Source organism: Virgibacillus sp. Bac332 (genome assembly GCF_003667785.1).
GTDB lineage: Bacteria > Bacillota > Bacilli > Bacillales > Amphibacillaceae > Virgibacillus > Virgibacillus salarius.
In genome coordinates, this window is the sequence record NZ_CP033046.1 from 3,943,961 (window position 1) to 3,959,111 (window position 15,151).

17 protein-coding genes are annotated in these 15,151 nt (G+C 36.5%); 4 read left to right on the forward strand and 13 right to left on the reverse strand.

Features of this window, described 5'->3' with window-relative positions; genetic code table 11:
• Nucleotides 1–22: 22 nt before the first annotated feature.
• On the reverse strand, nucleotides 23–970 hold the full coding sequence (locus tag D9782_RS19240; RefSeq protein ID WP_026681432.1) for a DHH family phosphoesterase: 948 nt from the start codon (nucleotides 968–970) through the stop codon (nucleotides 23–25).
• Between the two features lie 105 nt (nucleotides 971–1,075).
• Between D9782_RS19240 and D9782_RS19245 the strand changes: the two genes are divergently transcribed.
• Nucleotides 1,076–1,369, forward strand: a complete 294-nt coding sequence (locus D9782_RS19245; protein ID WP_026681433.1) for a YtpI family protein — start codon at nucleotides 1,076–1,078, stop codon at nucleotides 1,367–1,369.
• 316 nt (nucleotides 1,370–1,685) lie between these two features.
• Here D9782_RS19245 and D9782_RS19250 read toward each other — a convergent pair whose 3' ends face one another.
• The 4 genes from D9782_RS19250 to D9782_RS19265 form a co-directional block, all read right to left on the reverse strand.
• The gene (locus D9782_RS19250) at nucleotides 1,686–2,993 is read right to left on the reverse strand and encodes a DRTGG domain-containing protein (RefSeq protein ID WP_026681434.1); all 1,308 of its coding nucleotides are present in this window, start codon (nucleotides 2,991–2,993) and stop codon (nucleotides 1,686–1,688) included.
• Between the two features lie 73 nt (nucleotides 2,994–3,066).
• Entirely contained in the window at nucleotides 3,067–3,297 is a 231-nt protein-coding gene (locus D9782_RS19255) for a hypothetical protein (RefSeq protein ID WP_226983527.1), read from the reverse strand.
• Nucleotides 3,298–3,520: 223 nt separating this feature from the next.
• Nucleotides 3,521–4,273 (reverse strand): prepilin peptidase, encoded by a 753-nt coding sequence (locus tag D9782_RS19260; RefSeq protein WP_121605481.1) that lies wholly within the window; start codon nucleotides 4,271–4,273, stop codon nucleotides 3,521–3,523.
• A gap of 518 nt (nucleotides 4,274–4,791) precedes the next feature.
• Nucleotides 4,792–5,472, reverse strand: coding sequence for a metal-dependent hydrolase (locus tag D9782_RS19265; protein ID WP_121605482.1), 681 nt, complete (start codon nucleotides 5,470–5,472; stop codon nucleotides 4,792–4,794).
• 458 nt (nucleotides 5,473–5,930) lie between these two features.
• On the opposite strand from D9782_RS19265, the gene D9782_RS19270 reads away from it, so the two are divergent.
• Nucleotides 5,931–7,028: a M24 family metallopeptidase gene (locus D9782_RS19270; RefSeq protein ID WP_121605483.1), complete on the forward strand. Its 1,098-nt coding sequence runs from the start codon at nucleotides 5,931–5,933 to the stop codon at nucleotides 7,026–7,028.
• A gap of 136 nt (nucleotides 7,029–7,164) precedes the next feature.
• On the opposite strand, the gene ald is transcribed toward D9782_RS19270, so the two are convergent.
• Nucleotides 7,165–8,283 carry an alanine dehydrogenase gene (ald, locus tag D9782_RS19275; RefSeq protein ID WP_121605484.1) on the reverse strand — a complete coding sequence of 373 codons (1,119 nt, stop codon included), beginning with the start codon at nucleotides 8,281–8,283 and terminating at the stop codon, nucleotides 7,165–7,167.
• A 410-nt stretch (nucleotides 8,284–8,693) separates the two neighbouring features.
• The gene (locus D9782_RS23140; RefSeq protein ID WP_162986290.1) at nucleotides 8,694–8,855 is read right to left on the reverse strand and encodes a hypothetical protein; all 162 of its coding nucleotides are present in this window, start codon (nucleotides 8,853–8,855) and stop codon (nucleotides 8,694–8,696) included.
• 131 nt (nucleotides 8,856–8,986) lie between these two features.
• Here D9782_RS23140 and D9782_RS19280 point away from each other — a divergent pair, with 131 nt between their 5' ends.
• Nucleotides 8,987–9,415 carry a universal stress protein gene (locus D9782_RS19280; RefSeq protein ID WP_026681440.1) on the forward strand — a complete coding sequence of 143 codons (429 nt, stop codon included), beginning with the start codon at nucleotides 8,987–8,989 and terminating at the stop codon, nucleotides 9,413–9,415.
• Nucleotides 9,416–9,507: 92 nt separating this feature from the next.
• Here D9782_RS19280 and D9782_RS19285 read toward each other — a convergent pair whose 3' ends face one another.
• The 6 genes from D9782_RS19285 to D9782_RS19310 form a co-directional block, all read right to left on the reverse strand.
• Nucleotides 9,508–10,023, reverse strand: a complete 516-nt coding sequence (locus D9782_RS19285; protein WP_026681441.1) for a MogA/MoaB family molybdenum cofactor biosynthesis protein — start codon at nucleotides 10,021–10,023, stop codon at nucleotides 9,508–9,510.
• Nucleotides 10,024–10,097: 74 nt separating this feature from the next.
• A complete protein-coding gene (locus D9782_RS19290) occupies nucleotides 10,098–11,288 on the reverse strand; it encodes an acetate kinase (RefSeq protein WP_121605485.1) in 1,191 nt (396 codons plus the stop codon).
• Nucleotides 11,281–12,282, reverse strand: a complete 1,002-nt coding sequence (locus D9782_RS19295) for a class I SAM-dependent methyltransferase (RefSeq protein WP_026681443.1) — start codon at nucleotides 12,280–12,282, stop codon at nucleotides 11,281–11,283. Before D9782_RS19295 ends, D9782_RS19290 begins: the two co-directional genes overlap by 8 nt.
• 137 nt (nucleotides 12,283–12,419) lie before the next feature.
• Nucleotides 12,420–12,920: a thiol peroxidase gene (tpx, locus tag D9782_RS19300; RefSeq protein WP_026681444.1), complete on the reverse strand. Its 501-nt coding sequence runs from the start codon at nucleotides 12,918–12,920 to the stop codon at nucleotides 12,420–12,422.
• Between the two features lie 159 nt (nucleotides 12,921–13,079).
• Nucleotides 13,080–13,553 carry a GerW family sporulation protein gene (gene ytfJ, locus D9782_RS19305; RefSeq protein ID WP_034679108.1) on the reverse strand — a complete coding sequence of 158 codons (474 nt, stop codon included), beginning with the start codon at nucleotides 13,551–13,553 and terminating at the stop codon, nucleotides 13,080–13,082.
• Between the two features lie 5 nt (nucleotides 13,554–13,558).
• Nucleotides 13,559–14,137: a DUF2953 domain-containing protein gene (locus D9782_RS19310; RefSeq protein ID WP_161629273.1), complete on the reverse strand. Its 579-nt coding sequence runs from the start codon at nucleotides 14,135–14,137 to the stop codon at nucleotides 13,559–13,561.
• Nucleotides 14,138–14,350: 213 nt separating this feature from the next.
• Between D9782_RS19310 and D9782_RS19315 the strand changes: the two genes are divergently transcribed.
• On the forward strand, nucleotides 14,351–15,151 hold the full coding sequence (locus D9782_RS19315) for an NAD kinase (RefSeq protein ID WP_026681447.1): 801 nt from the start codon (nucleotides 14,351–14,353) through the stop codon (nucleotides 15,149–15,151).

The following is a 15,151-nucleotide window of genomic DNA, read 5'->3' on the forward strand; positions in this document are numbered from 1 at the left end:
GCCGGTACTTTCGGCTCGTTTTTTATGCGTTATTATATGTTACACATATTTCATCTAATTCACGTACTAGTCTATCCGCTTCCTCCCACGTACTTACAGAAGCGCCCGATGCCATGGGATGACCTCCACCATTAAATTTAGCGGCTAACTCATTAATAACAGGTCCCTTCGACCGCAAGCGAACTCGGATGATCTCATCCTCTTCAATAAATATTACCCATGCACAAATTCCTTCAACATCTCCTAAAGCTGTTACCAATTGACCTGTATCGGTTGGTTGTACTTGAAATTCTTCTAAAATTTGTTTTGTTAGCTTAACAGAAGACATACCTGATGGAGATAATGTAAAGTTTTGCAAAATATAGCCACGTAACTTCGCTATATTCGCTTTCACATTATATATTCCATCATATAATGCTGTGCGATCAAATGAATAGGTTACTAGTTCTGCAGCATATTGGAACGTTTTTTTCGATGTGCTCGGATATAAAAATCTACCCGTGTCTCCTACTATGCCTGCATAAAGAAGACGTGCTGCTTCATGATTACATGAAAAGCCATGATTCTTTGCTTGTATAAAAAATTCATAGATCATTTCACTTGTAGAGCTAGCCCCAATATTTATCCACTGTATATCACCGTATTCATCCGTATTGGGGTGATGATCAATTTTAATCCATTTACTACCTAATTGATAACGTTCATCAGATATTCGCTCCGTATTTGCTGTGTCACATACAATAACAAGTGCGCCTCGATATTGCTCATCAGAAATAGTATCCATTCTTGCTAAAAAAGTTAATGTATCCTCTTCTTCACCAACAGCATAGACATTTTTTTCTGGAAATGAATGCTTAATAAGTGCTTTTAATCCTACTTGTGATCCAATGGCGTCTGGATCTGGGCGAACGTGTCGATGAATAATGATTGTATTATACTGTTTTATTGCTTCAATTATTTCCTGCAAAATATCACCTTTTTCGTAGCTTTTATTCTCTCATTGTAGCTAAAATTTAAGAAAAACGTTACAATTAATTTTGTGGATAATGGTAATTTAGATTAGGGGCGATTACATATGTTTATATTTTCTATATTTATTGTAATATCTATTGTACTTTATGTATATTATAAAGTTGCTATTGTAAAAAGCAAGGATGGTCTAACACAGGCATACTTCAATGCTAAATCCAGAATATGTCTTGGTAGTTTTGTGCTTTTCTTCACGGCTAATCAATATATTCTTTACCAAACAAAGCTATCATTATTTATAGGTATAGTTCTCCTCATCGTCGGAGTTCCACAGATTTATCGAGGTATAAAAGAAGTAAAACACTATCGAAATGAATGGAAGAGATTAAATCCATCCTAAACAAATAAAAGCGCAAGCGCGAATAGAAACGTAGCGACTGGAGAGAGTCAACGGAGATAAAGGAATCACGGTTAGCTTTCGAGCCAATGATAACTTAGATTAGGGCGATTCATGAAGTCGCCTAGTTTCTGGGCACTGGAGCTGGACGTGGCTCAACACGCCCGTATTTATCCATAGGCTCAAATTTTATAATTGACTTATAAAGCTACCGGAGTGAGTGCTTCTTATCCATTAAGCACTCCCCCCAGTAGCTTTATTCCTTCAGTCCCTACTGATCAACACAAACCTCATTAACCGTTTATTACTGATAGATTAATTAACGGTTAATGAGCTGAGCCATCAGCAATCCTTTACCAACTAGTTTTCTCTCGTCAAATACTTCCACATCAATTTTTGCATACATCCTACCGATTTCAAGCAGCTTCGGTTTTATTTTCAATGTGCTGTCAATTTGTACTGGCTTAATAAAATACACGGACAGATTTTCCGCTACAAGATCACCTTTTTTATACTGAAGAAGCATTCTCCTACTCGCTTCTGTTATTAATGATGTAAATACTCCATTTGATAATGTTCCAAGTTGATTCGTCATCTGTGGTGCAACGGTTGTTAAATAGGTATCCTTCTGATTGTCCGCTTCTCGCAAATTACGAGAAACAATATCATCTATTGTCTCACCAACCTGAGGCTGCCTTTGTATTTGTTGTAATGCTTTTAATACATCCTGTCGAGAAATGACTCCTTGTAAATGATTGGATTCATCTGCTACTGGCATTACTTCTATACCTTCCCAAACCATCATGTGGGCCACAGAAGCTAAAGAAGTCTTTGTCTGAACAATCTTCGGATGCCTACTCATTACTTTTTCGATAGTTGTCTGATTCTCTTTCCCAATGATATCTTTTGAAGTAGCCATACCAATAACACGTTTTTTTTCATCAACTACCGGAAAACGAGTATGTGTCGATCTATGATTAAGTTCATACCAATCATGTATGGTGTCCTTTGCACGTAAATAAAACGATCGTTCAAATGGAGTAAAAATATCGCCCACTAATACGATTTCTTTTTTTATTAATTGATCATAAATCGCTCTATTTATCATCGCAGCCACTGTAAACGTATCATAACTAGTAGAAATAATTGGAAGCTGTCTTTCATCAGCTAACCGCTTAATATAGTCCTCCGTATCAAACCCACCAGTTATAAGTACTGCCGCACCCTCTTTCAAAGCTAATTCATGCGCTTTAATACGATTTCCTACGATCAGTAAAGATCCTGCCTCAGTATAACGCATCATCGCATCAAGTTGCATAGCTCCAATTACAAATTTCGATAATGTCTTATGAAGCCCTTCTCTACCACCTAGAACCTGTCCATCAACAATATTGATTACCTCTGCAAACGTAAGGCGCTCGAAGTTTTCTTTTTTCTTCCGTTCAATACGAATTGTACCTACACGTTCGATTGTGCTTACAAGTCCTTGATTTTCAGCTTCTTTAATCGCTCGATATGCTGTGCCATCACTTACATTTAAATCCTTAGCGATTTGTCTTACAGATATCTTATGACCAATTTCCAATGATATAATATGCTGAATTATTTGCTCATGTTTACTCGCCATTGGTACATACACCATCTTTCAACTGTACTAATGAATTATTTACCATTTATTATACAGTTGAAAAAGCTGAAACTCAATAATTATAGGTTTGACGCTGTCTTTCCTTTTGCTGTTCCATAATTGGTGGTTGAATCATTTGTAAAAGTGAAGCAATATTTGCTCCAACAATTAATAAGAAAAAAATTAACCATCCACCCCAAAAAGCAAGTTCAATCGGCGTAACAGCATATGGTATAGAGGGCCACGCCATGTATAAGAAGAAACCTGCAAGCAATAATCGTAGTACTGCATAATGTCTCACCATTATTGTCTACCTCCTTGGTAACAATGTATGAAAGAATCCATGCATTAAGAACTTACACGGTTCTTCTATTCATCATATTGTCCATAATAAAGTGAGCGTTCATTTAGTAGGGGGGTTATACCACCAATAGTGGTTTCACCTTATTACTTGAAGTGGGGGTTTTACTGCCAATTATATATGGGATAAAACAGATCTAAATAGCAATATTCATAACTACCAGTATCTAAAGGTATCTAAAATACCAATCGATAATAGCATCTCCATAAAAATAGGTAATTAAAGTCGCAATTACTATATATGGTCCAAATGCTACAGGCTGCTTACGTTGAATTTTTTTGATTACTAGTAACAACATTCCAAAGACAGCCCCAACTACACAAGATAGAAAAAAGCAAAGCAATAGTTTCTCATACCCCAATACAATACCTAGTACACCGAAAAGTTTCATATCCCCTGCTCCCATACCACCACGACTAATTAAAATGATGAACATAGTGATACATACACCCAATAGTCCTCCAAGTAATGGCGACCACCATGGCGTTAATGGATAGATAATTCGCAGTATAAAAAATAGCGGAAGAAAGAATAGCAATAACTTATTAGGTATGACCATATATGTTAAGTCGGAAACTGTAATGATCATCAGCATGGAAACTAATAGCAATGCTATAATTAGCTCGCTATTCCAACCTAACATCAAATAACTATATACAAATAATAATCCAGTAGAGATTTCAATCAATGGATAGAGATAGGATATACGGTTACTACATTTACTACATCTACCTTTTAAACACAAGAAGGATAAAATGGGTATTAGCTCATACCAGTGAAGCTGATGACTACAATGTATACAATTAGAACGGTTCATGATAAACGATAATTGTTTAGGTAATCGCAATCCTACTACATTATAAAAAGATCCAAACAGTAAACCAACTAGAAAAAATAACGAGAGCGTAAAAGTGTTCAATCGGATTTCACCTTATTTCTACTTGAATATCTTTTAATAAAATAAAATATAACTTTTTCAGAGAGACGGGATAAAGTGTTTTGAATGGATCGTTTTTAATAGTGTCCCAACCCCAATATACGTTTGCCACTTTATCTATTTCTGCTACGACATATGCTACTTTATGCCTAAATTATAGTATAAAAAGATGGAAATAACTAGTAGCAAAAAGGGAATATTTGCATGCTTCTACAGCAAGGGGCTGGCAAGAAAAAAGTTAACCCAAAAGCCGAACGATAAAACGATAAAATAAAATGAAACTTCAATCAGCGTGCGATGTAACGCTGCCGATTCCCTTATCCTATCGGTAAAAAGCGCGAGCTGAAGATCGTGCAAGAAAGTGGTCCTTAGGAGCCGCGTCACGGAAGGCGAAGTATTTTATAGAGGGTGATAGAACCTGTTTGACGTAAACAAATCATCCGAACTGAATCCGTTCGGATGATGATGTGAATAAGATACTTTTTTCTCAGTCTAAACGATTATAATTGCAACGCATCGCCAATCTCCATTACTTTTCCTTCTCCCGATTTAATTTGACTGATGAACTTGTGCGGGTCCTGTTCAATGACAGGAAAGGTATTATAATGTATAGGAACCGTTACATCTGCATGAATCCATTCCGAGGCAATTAGCGCATCTTCGGGCCCCATTGTAAAATTATCCCCGATTGGAACAAACGCAATATCAATATTATTCATATCACCTATTAATTTTAAATCTGAAAATAAACCAGTATCTCCAACATGGTAGATCGTTTTCTCATTCACCGTTAGAAGGATTCCTGCTGGCATACCAGTGTATACAATTGAACCATCATCCTCTGTAAACGCCGAGCCATGAAAGGCCTGGGTGAGCTTGACTGTACCAAAATCAAATTCATGCTTCCCACCTATATGCATCGGATGTACACGTAATCCTTTTGAACCCATATAGTCTGCTAATTCATTAGGAGCAACGATTAAAGCATTTGTCCGCTTTGCGATATCTATCGTATCACCGACATGGTCATTATGACCATGTGTCAACAGGATAACATCTGGATTTACTGAGTTTGCATCCAAATCACATTTTTCATTTCCAGTAATAAAGGGATCAATTAAAATCTGATGTGTATCCGTTTTAACCATTACTACTGAATGTCCATGATAAGAAATTTGCACGATTACCACTCCTCTGATAAAACATTATACTATCTATCTTAAACAAGCATTCTTATTTTTTCTACCCGAAATTAGTTATTTTCATGCTAGTTATTCGTATTTTTTTATCCCACCTATAACTGGCAATAATATCCCCGCTTCAATCATTAAAGTAAAACCAATATGGATAAGCGGGGGATCGAGTCGGTAAATGTCCGTTTGGTTCCAAGGTCTATAGGTCATACCCTTGTGGTGCTAACAATCCGCAGGGATAAACACCCCCCACGGATTGAAGTTTCACTTTATATTGCCTGTTCAATCTATGTATATATTATCAGCTTTCTTATCACAGTAATAGTTTTGGAAACAAATATTAAAAATACGTTGCCATCAACTTGTCGTTAATGTCATCCATTTTAATTCCATACACTATTTTTGCTATAATAAAAATATTACATATTAAAGAGGTGTACAAAGAAATGGCAGAAAGAATTCAAGCATTATTAAAAAGCATGAAAAAACAGAATATCGATAGTATGTTTATTACATCTAAGGCGAATGTATACTATATTACTAATTACTATACAGAACCACATGAAAGGCTAGTGGCTGTCTACATTAGTAATCATTTTGATCCATTATTAATTATTCCGGCAATGGAAGAAGAGGATGCAAAAGCAGCTGGATGGCGTTATCAAATAATCACCTATCATGATCATGAAAATCCTTGGGAGATGTTTTACCAGAAATTAAAAACGAATGAACATATTCCAAATACAATTAGCGTCGAGCATACAAATCTAACATTAGATCGATATCAACTGATGCAGCAACTCTTTTCAAATACACGTATTGTAAATGGTGAAGAACTATTAGCAAACCTACGTGTCATTAAAAGTGAGAAGGAATATAATTTATTAAAACATGCTGCTGAATTAGCTGACTTTGGAATAAAGACTGGGATAGCGGCAATTCAGGAAGGCGTAGGTGAACTCGAAGTAATTGCTAAAATTGAGTATGAGCTTAAAAAACAAGGAATTCAGGAAATGTCCTTCTCTACAATGACACTTTCTGGTACAAAGACCGCTTCACCGCATGGGACACCTTCCATGAAAAAGATAAAATCAGGTGATATCGTATTATTTGATCTTGGTGTAGTGTATGAGGGCTATTGTTCAGATATATCCAGAACAGTAGCATTTAAATCAATAACCGAGCAACAAAAAAAGATATACAATACCGTTTTAGAGGCGGAACAAAAAGCGATAGCTGCATCTAAGATTGGTGTAGCAACTGGTAAATTAGACCAAATAGCAAGAAATCATATTGCAGATGCAGGCTTTGGTGAATACTTCACACATCGCATTGGACATGGATTAGGAATTGAAACACATGAGTATCCTTCTATGCATAGCAACAATGATCTACCGTTACAAGCAGGAATGTGCTATACCATTGAGCCAGGTATTTATGTACCAGGGGTTGCCGGTGTTCGGATCGAAGACATGATTTATATGACAGAACAAGGGCCAGAAGTTTTAACTACATCTCCAAAAGAATTAATGATTTTGGAATAACTTAGCATGCGTATAAGTTTAGTAATTTTTAGATTAACCTAAACCGGCTCCATATTCATATTTATTGAAAAAGGGCTTTCTTCCAAATTCTACGTTAGATTTTGGAGACCGCCCTTATCTTCTTATATTACTATCTTTAGTTATCCAATAGCGTATGTGGATCCGCGTATTCCAAGCTATGAGATGTTGCTACTGCTTGATATGTTACATACCCATCGAGTGTATTAATTCCCTTTAATAACGCCTCGTTATCCTTGCATGCACCTACATAGCCTTTATTTGCTAATTGTAATGCGTAAGGAACAGTAACATTGGTTAAACCAATTGTCGAGGTTCTTGGAACTGCTCCAGGCATATTTGCAACGGAATAATGCAATACACCATGTTTGGTATATGTTGGATTATCATGCGTAGTAACATGGTCACTTGTTTCAAATATTCCGCCTTGATCAATTGCTACATCAACAATCACTGAACCGGCTGTCATAGCTTGAACCATTTCTTCAGTCACCAACTTCGGAGCTTTGGCACCTGGTATTAACACTGCACCAATAACAAGATCCGACTCTTCTAAAGCGAGACTAATATTCAGCGGGTTCGACATCATTGTATTAATAGATGATCCAAAAATATCATCCAACTGACGCAATCGCTCTGGATTTAAATCAATTATTGTAACGTCTGCACCTAAACCAACCGCAATTTTTGCTGCATTTGTACCAACAACACCACCGCCAATAACCGTAACCTTGCCACGTTTAACTCCTGGTATTCCACTTAAAAGGATTCCCTTTCCACCTTTTGTCTTCTCTAGAAACTGAGCACCAAGTTGCGAAGCCATCCTTCCTGCTACTTCACTCATAGGTGTTAGAAGCGGTAGTGAATTATTTGGTAACTGCACCGTTTCATAGGCGATCCCAGTTACCTTTTTATCAATCAGCGCCTTTGTTAAGCTAGGTTCCGCTGCTAAATGCAAATATGTAAACAAAATAAGCCCTTCATAGAAGTAATCATATTCTTCAGGTAGTGGTTCTTTTACCTTCATTACCATTTCCTGTTCCCAAGCTTCCTTGGCTGTAGCTACGATAATTGCACCGGCTTCCGCATATTGTTGGTCCGTGAATCCAGAACCTAAACCAGCCTCTGTCTCAATATAAATAGTATGACCGGCATTTTTCAAAGTTAGGACACCAGAAGGCGCCATAGCAACCCTATTCTCATTATTTTTTATTTCTTTTGGAACACCGATATTCATTTAACTACCTCCAATTCTCTAATATAACACTTTTTTGAAAGCACTTTCATACTTCATATACGTATATTGTAACAGTACCAAATTTTTTCTCAAAGTAAAAGGGAAATGAGGCTGACAAAACACAACTTCTTTACTCAAAATACGAATAATCATGTTATCAATAGGAGGATCATCGCCACACTGTGAAACTATACGCGCTTTCCACGGGCACGGCCTCAGCTAACTTGGTAAAGAAAAACACGTTACCACGTGAATCTTCGGACTCGTGCTGTTCCCGCCGGAGTCTCGCTTATTTCAGGTGCTAAATGAATGATTCTGATCAAAAAACGAGCGATGATTAATTTCATCAACTAATCATCGTTCGTTTTTTATTGTTTCTTCATTCTTTTGTCTCAGCCTCATTCTCCACTTTAATTTTTACGATTATTAAACGTGTAGATTCCCTTATTATTGTGCCTTTCTTCAATGACACCACTTTGGTAACTTTCATTTAACTGATTCTGTACAGCCGCAACACCTTTTTCATCCTCAAAAATGTTTTGTGGCTGATTATCACGCTTCTCTTTGGACAATCTAATCACCCCCATTTATAGTATGTCCACAATACTGCAACACTCTCTAAAATTTAATTAGTAAAAGTGGCAAATTTTGATTGTTGTCCTTAAAATACGGGTATATAATTTATATGAAAGGGGAGATCTATATGGAATATAAGAATATTGTAGTAGCAGTTGATGGATCAGAAGCATCTGAGAAAGCTTTTACTAAATCATTAGATATCGCAAAACGAAATGATGCACGCATTATTTTAGCTCATGTTGTTGATTCACGGACATTTGCCACTGCCGAAGCCTATGATCGTACATTAGCAGATCGTGCAGAGGAATATGCTAAGGAATTATTAGACAGCTATGTAGACAATGCAAAATCAGCAGGTATTGATAATTTAATTCGATGTGTAGAATATGGGTCTCCAAAAGTAAAAATTGCAAAAGATATTGCTAATGACTTTCATGCGGACCTTATTATCTGTGGGGCAACAGGGATGAATGCTGTTGAACGTTTTCTTATAGGAAGTGTTTCTGAGAGCATAACAAGATACGCTTCATGTGATGTATTAGTTGTCAGATAACTATATAACATTAAAACGATATACTCACTACATCACTAAGAATATTCCTCAATTACATTAGAAGCACTTCCACATTATTGTTGGAAGCGCTTCTAATGTGGTGATTCTTTTCTTAATTCGTGGATGATATGAGATAATTCTGGAATGATTAATTTTTCCATGGCTAACTTTACCGCTCCAGTAGAACCAGGGAGTGCAAAAATAACTGTTTGGTTTCGAGTACCTGCAACTGCTCTTGAAAGAATAGCGGCTGACCCAATATCTTCTTTGTAACTCAACATTCGAAATATCTCTCCAAAGCCAGGGATTTCTTTCGTAAAAAGTTCTTTTATTGCTTCAATGGTAACGTCTCTATCAGCAATACCAGTTCCACCATTACAAATGATTACTTCAACACCGGGATTGACACAAGCTCTCGTAACTATTTTTTGAATGTCATTTCGATCATCTTTAATAATATCTCTGACACTTATCCAATGTCCGTTCGCCTTCAATTGTTCTTCAATAAGCCCTCCACTCATATCAGTTTCCAATGTCCGTGTATCGCTAATAGTTAAAATCATGCAATTTACTACGTGGTTTTCACGCTTATGTTCCTTTACTGACAATTAATACCTCTCCCATCCATTATGATTTTATAAAAAAGGTTTTGCTATGGTTCAACCACACCAAAACCTTTTAACTAACTAATTTGTGAAAGTCTGATTGTATCTCTGGCAATCATAACCTCTTCATTTGTAGGGATTACGATTACTTTAACTGGAGAGTGTGGATAATTAATAAATTGTTCTTTTCCTCGAACTTTATTGAGTGCTTGATCCCAGTAAACCCCCATAAATTCAAGACCATGTAAAACCTTTTCTCGGATCACATCACTATTTTCTCCAACTCCAGCAGTAAAGATAATGGCATCTACGCCAGACATTTTCGCTGCATAGGAACCTAAATATTTATGAATACGACCTGCAAATACTTCTAAAGCTAATTCTGCTCGCTTATTCTCTTGAGCTGTCTGTTCAATATCTCTTAAATCACTTGAGAATCCAGATAAAGCTAGCATACCACTTTCCTTATTCAACACATGAATCACTTCATCCGCGGACTTTCCTGTTTTTTCCATAATATAAGGGATAAGCGCCGGATCTATATTACCTGAGCGTGTTCCCATAGTTACCCCAGCTAATGGAGTGAAGCCCATTGATGTGTCAATTGACTTACCACCTTGAATAGCTGCAATACTTGCACCATTACCAAGGTGACAAGATATAAGGCGCAGGTTCTCCAATGGCAGACCCATCAGATCCGCTGCTCGCTGCGAAACATACTTATGTGATGTACCATGAAATCCGTATTTACGTATGCCATAATCTTTATAGTACTCATATGGTAAGCTATAAAGATAAGATGACTCTGGCATCGTTTGATGGAATGCAGTATCAAACACAGCCACCATTGGTGCCTCCGGTAAAATTTCACGGAAAGCATGAATTCCCGTCAAATTTGCAGGGTTATGCAAAGGTGCCAATTCCGACACTTGTTCAATCGTTTCAATAACTTTGTCGTTAATGACAACTGAATCACTAAAACGTTCCCCACCATGAACTACGCGATGACCAACTGCATTTATTTCATCAAGTGAAGTAATGACCCCAGAAGACGTTAATGATGCTAGTAGTTTCTTTACTGCTTCTTCATGGTTTGGAATCTCTTCCACAAATTTATCTTTTTCACCTTGAACATCCATTGTAAATACTGACTCATTTAGACCAATTCGTTCCACTAGCCCTTTTGCTAGAACGCGCTCGTTTGGCATTTGTATTAATTGGAATTTCAAAGATGAACTACCGGCGTTTATTGCCAATACATTACTCATTGCTGTTCAACTCCTTTTTATACGTTTGGAACCAATTATTTATTTGACCTAAAATATCTCCCATTGCTCTCGTATTGTTGAAAGAAGGCATTTTAACCAATAGTGGTTGTTTAGGAGATGCTGTCTGCTGTCCTTTTTTTTGTAGTATTAAGATACTTTTTCGATGCTTATCAGATTTGAAGGCACTTTCTGGCAACCTTAGGATGCCAACCATATGAGCATAATCATGAATAAATTGTTGAAGCTTGTCTGATTGATCACTATCAAATAAAAATTCTGGAATAACTAGAATAAGGTATCCGCCTGGTTTTGTGTAATTAAGACTTTGCTCTATAAATAAGTGATGCGCATAAGAATGACCTTTATCGGCCTTAAGTTTAAAGTCACTCGCACGTAAGTCGTCTGGATAGTATCCAACAGGTAGATCAGCTACGATTAAATCTACAGGGTCCAATAAAAATGGACGAAGACTATCTTGATGGAAAAACTCAATATTCTTTTTCTGCAAGTTCGCATTCCAAACAGCTAGTTGAATTAACGTTGAATCAACTTCACTTGCAAATGCTTCTTTGATTTGTGGTAGTTGACTTAGAACCGCAGTTATTAAATTTCCAGTTCCACCAGCTGGATCAAACAAGCGAATGTTTTCGGCGTCATCGAATAATTTATTTGCCAAATACGCAATCATTAGCGATACTGTTTCTGGTGTCATTAAATGCTGCTGTTGAGTAGAGCCTTTCATTCCTTTTAGAATAGCAAGCTGATTAGCTTTTCTTACTTCCTCAGCTGAGAATGAATCTATTTTTAATTCGACTAAAGCTTGCTGTAATTTGATTGCTAGGCTTTCATCTATATTATCTGGCACTTCTTGCATAAATACGATTTCCATCGTATAACCTAAGCTTTCCAGATATGGTTCATTAACATACTGTTGAATCTTATTTGTCGTTTCATCTATCCATTCATACAATGTTTCGACATTTGATTTCTCCATATAGCATCCTCCATTCGTTCCTTCAGAGCGTTTCTATTGTACCAAAGGAAATGGGACTATGTACAAAATAATGCTAATTAAGTTCTGTAGCACACAGTAAAAATCCCCCTCATTTACTGAGAGAGATTCCGTTCGAGTTATTTAGCTTGTCTGGCAGCTTCCAGGGCAGCATCATAATCCGGATGATTACTCACTTCTTTAACATATTCTACATAAGTAACTATATTATTGGAGTCAACAACAAATATAGATCTTGCTAGCAGACGTAACTCCTCTATAAGAACACCATAGTTCTTTCCAAAATGAGCATCTCGGTGGTCTGACAATGTATCAAGCTTCTTAATATCATGTTGGTTAACCCAGCGTTTTTGTGCAAATGGTAAATCCATACTCACCGTTAAAACTTTAACATTTTCAATCTGATCAGCTTCTTCATTAAAACGTTTTGTTTGCTCTGCACATACACCTGTATCAATGGAAGGAACAACACTAATCAGCTTAACCTTCTCTTTATAATCAGTTAATGTAACTTCTTCTAAATCATTAGATAGTACTTTAAAAGAAGGTGCTTCATCACCAACTTTCACTTCATTACCTACAAGTGTGACAGGTTCTTGTTGGAATGTAACATTTGCCATATGAATCATTCCTCCTAAATAATTGTATTCCTTCTTCATTATGAATTGAATAGCGGTGCATGTCCAATAATTTATGGCTATGAAATCTAGAAATATTTGTGAACGGAATTAGCTACGCTTACATTATAGAATGGTGTATGAGTTGCATTTATACAACCATTAAATATCATATTGGGTAGGCATCTCTTTAGGTTTCTTATTTTCTTGTTTCTTTGAACCTTGCTGTTGACTTGACTCTTTCATTATCTGTTGCACCTTTTCTACAACCTGTGGCGCAAAATCAATCATTTTTTCATAGATATGTGTATGATGATCTAAATGAACCATCTTAATTCCTCTTTCACTGACAATCAAAAATGCTACCGGTGTAATTGATACTCCTCCACCGCTACCTCCTCCAAATGGAAGTGTTGCTTCACCACTTTCACTACTGCTATCGGATTGGGATTGACTACTTGTAGAATTAAACTCACTACCACCTGCAGCAAATCCAAAACCAACTTTGGACACAGGTATAATAACACTGCCATCCGGAGATTGAACAGGATCTCCAATAATTGTGTTTACCTCTACCATATCCTTCAAATTTTCCATTGCAGTAGTCATTAGCCCTTGAATAGGATGCTCTTCCATCACAATCAACTCCTTTTATACATTTGTGCTTGATGTATCAATAGCTTCTTATTATTAGCCATTATTCTCATGACTTGAAGAAATCCACTTATAGCTTGTGCTATTCGAATAGAAACAATACAATAAATTTCGGATTGTATATATTTCTGTTGAAAAAGTGGTACAACTTTAATATCTGGATGACAATTAAAAATCCCATGTTCTTGAAGCCATGCTATGATAACACCTTTTACTGTCCAGACACCTCCTGATACAATACCTGTAAGTGATGCATCACCAGTACCACCTACCGTATGCCACTTCATTTGTTTGAATTTCATCTTCTGTAGCATAACCGAAATTGCTTTATGACCTTGACGTAGGATATGAAGCGCCTCATTAAGTTTACTCGGTAATTCACGAAAATTAATAGCAGGCGTGTTACTTTCGAAATCATCTAACATCATCGTTCGTCTTATAATCGGAATTTTCCACCAATAAATCCGTATCGTTATAGAAGTATTTGCTTGGCAATATGCTCCTTGAACATGAATGATTAGCTTTGAGAATAAAAAGATAACAGCAATCGCGATCACGGTTATCATAAATATAGCCCACCCCCACATTTTCATCACCTCAGTTTCATAGCTGTTCCTATTTTTCCTCAAATTTCCTATTTTAATCATTCGTTTTACTCCACTAGGATAATAGCAACAAAACATGATAGAATATGGTTATACTGCTTTGCTTAATAGCTTAAAGTAGATAGTAGTATAAAGTGCATCTCGTCATCACATTTGGGAGGGTATCAAAAGAATATGACTGATCGAAAAAATATTTTCTTCTATTATTTAAGTGACCAAGGGCTTGAAGATAAATTAAATGCCCTATACCAATTAGCAGAGTCAAATGGTTTTACAATTGTAAACGATTTCGAACATGCTAATATTATTGTAAGTATTGGAGGTGACGGTGCTTTCTTACAAGCTGTACGTAAGACAGGCTTTCGTCAAGATTGCCTTTATACAGGAATAACTCGTTCGGGGGAATCAGGTCTATATTGCGATTTTAATATGGATAATGTTGATGAAATGTTGAAGACAATCCAATATGAAGAAATGGAAGTTCGTCGTTTTCCTGTGATTAATGCGGAATTAAATGGTGAGACGAGTTTTTATTGCCTTAATGAAATTAGTGTCCGCTCGACTATTATTAAATCCATCGTTATGGATGTGTTTATTGATGACATTCACTTCGAAACCTTCAGAGGGGACGGACTAATTGTTGCAACACCAACAGGAAGTACAGGTTATAATAAATCTACGAATGGAGCGGTCATTGACCCAAAAATTCCTTGTTTTCAAGTTACCGAGTTAGCATCCATAAATAATAATCGTTATCGCACCCTGGGTTCTTCTTTTGTTCTTAATAGTGATAGAAAGTTAACGTTATCAGTCCAGCAGGATGGTAATGATTATCCAATTATCGGTCTTGACAATGAAGCATACTCCATTCGAAATATAAGGGATATTTCTGTTACATTAAGTGACCATGTTATTAAAACCGTGAAATTAAAAAATAACTCCTATTGGGACAGAGTAAAACGTACGTTTTTATAA

Bases quoted from the DNA above. Each gene is read 5' to 3' on its own strand.
- ald (WP_121605484.1), bottom strand. From the start codon at position 8,283: ATGAATATCGGTGTTCCAAAAGAAATAAAAAATAATGAGAATAGGGTT.
- ytfJ (WP_034679108.1), bottom strand. From the start codon at position 13,553: ATGGAAGAGCATCCTATTCAAGGGCTAATGACTACTGCAATGGAAAAT.
- D9782_RS19245 (WP_026681433.1), top strand. From the start codon at position 1,076: ATGTTTATATTTTCTATATTTATTGTAATATCTATTGTACTTTATGTA.
- D9782_RS19290 (WP_121605485.1), bottom strand. From the start codon at position 11,288: ATGAGTAATGTATTGGCAATAAACGCCGGTAGTTCATCTTTGAAATTC.
- tpx (WP_026681444.1), bottom strand. From the start codon at position 12,920: ATGGCAAATGTTACATTCCAACAAGAACCTGTCACACTTGTAGGTAAT.
- D9782_RS19270 (WP_121605483.1), top strand. From the start codon at position 5,931: ATGGCAGAAAGAATTCAAGCATTATTAAAAAGCATGAAAAAACAGAAT.
- D9782_RS19315 (WP_026681447.1), top strand. From the start codon at position 14,351: ATGACTGATCGAAAAAATATTTTCTTCTATTATTTAAGTGACCAAGGG.
- D9782_RS19255 (WP_226983527.1), bottom strand. From the start codon at position 3,297: ATGGTGAGACATTATGCAGTACTACGATTATTGCTTGCAGGTTTCTTC.
- D9782_RS19280 (WP_026681440.1), top strand. From the start codon at position 8,987: ATGGAATATAAGAATATTGTAGTAGCAGTTGATGGATCAGAAGCATCT.
- D9782_RS19250 (WP_026681434.1), bottom strand. From the start codon at position 2,993: ATGGCGAGTAAACATGAGCAAATAATTCAGCATATTATATCATTGGAA.
- D9782_RS19310 (WP_161629273.1), bottom strand. From the start codon at position 14,137: ATGATAACCGTGATCGCGATTGCTGTTATCTTTTTATTCTCAAAGCTA.
- D9782_RS19295 (WP_026681443.1), bottom strand. From the start codon at position 12,282: ATGGAGAAATCAAATGTCGAAACATTGTATGAATGGATAGATGAAACG.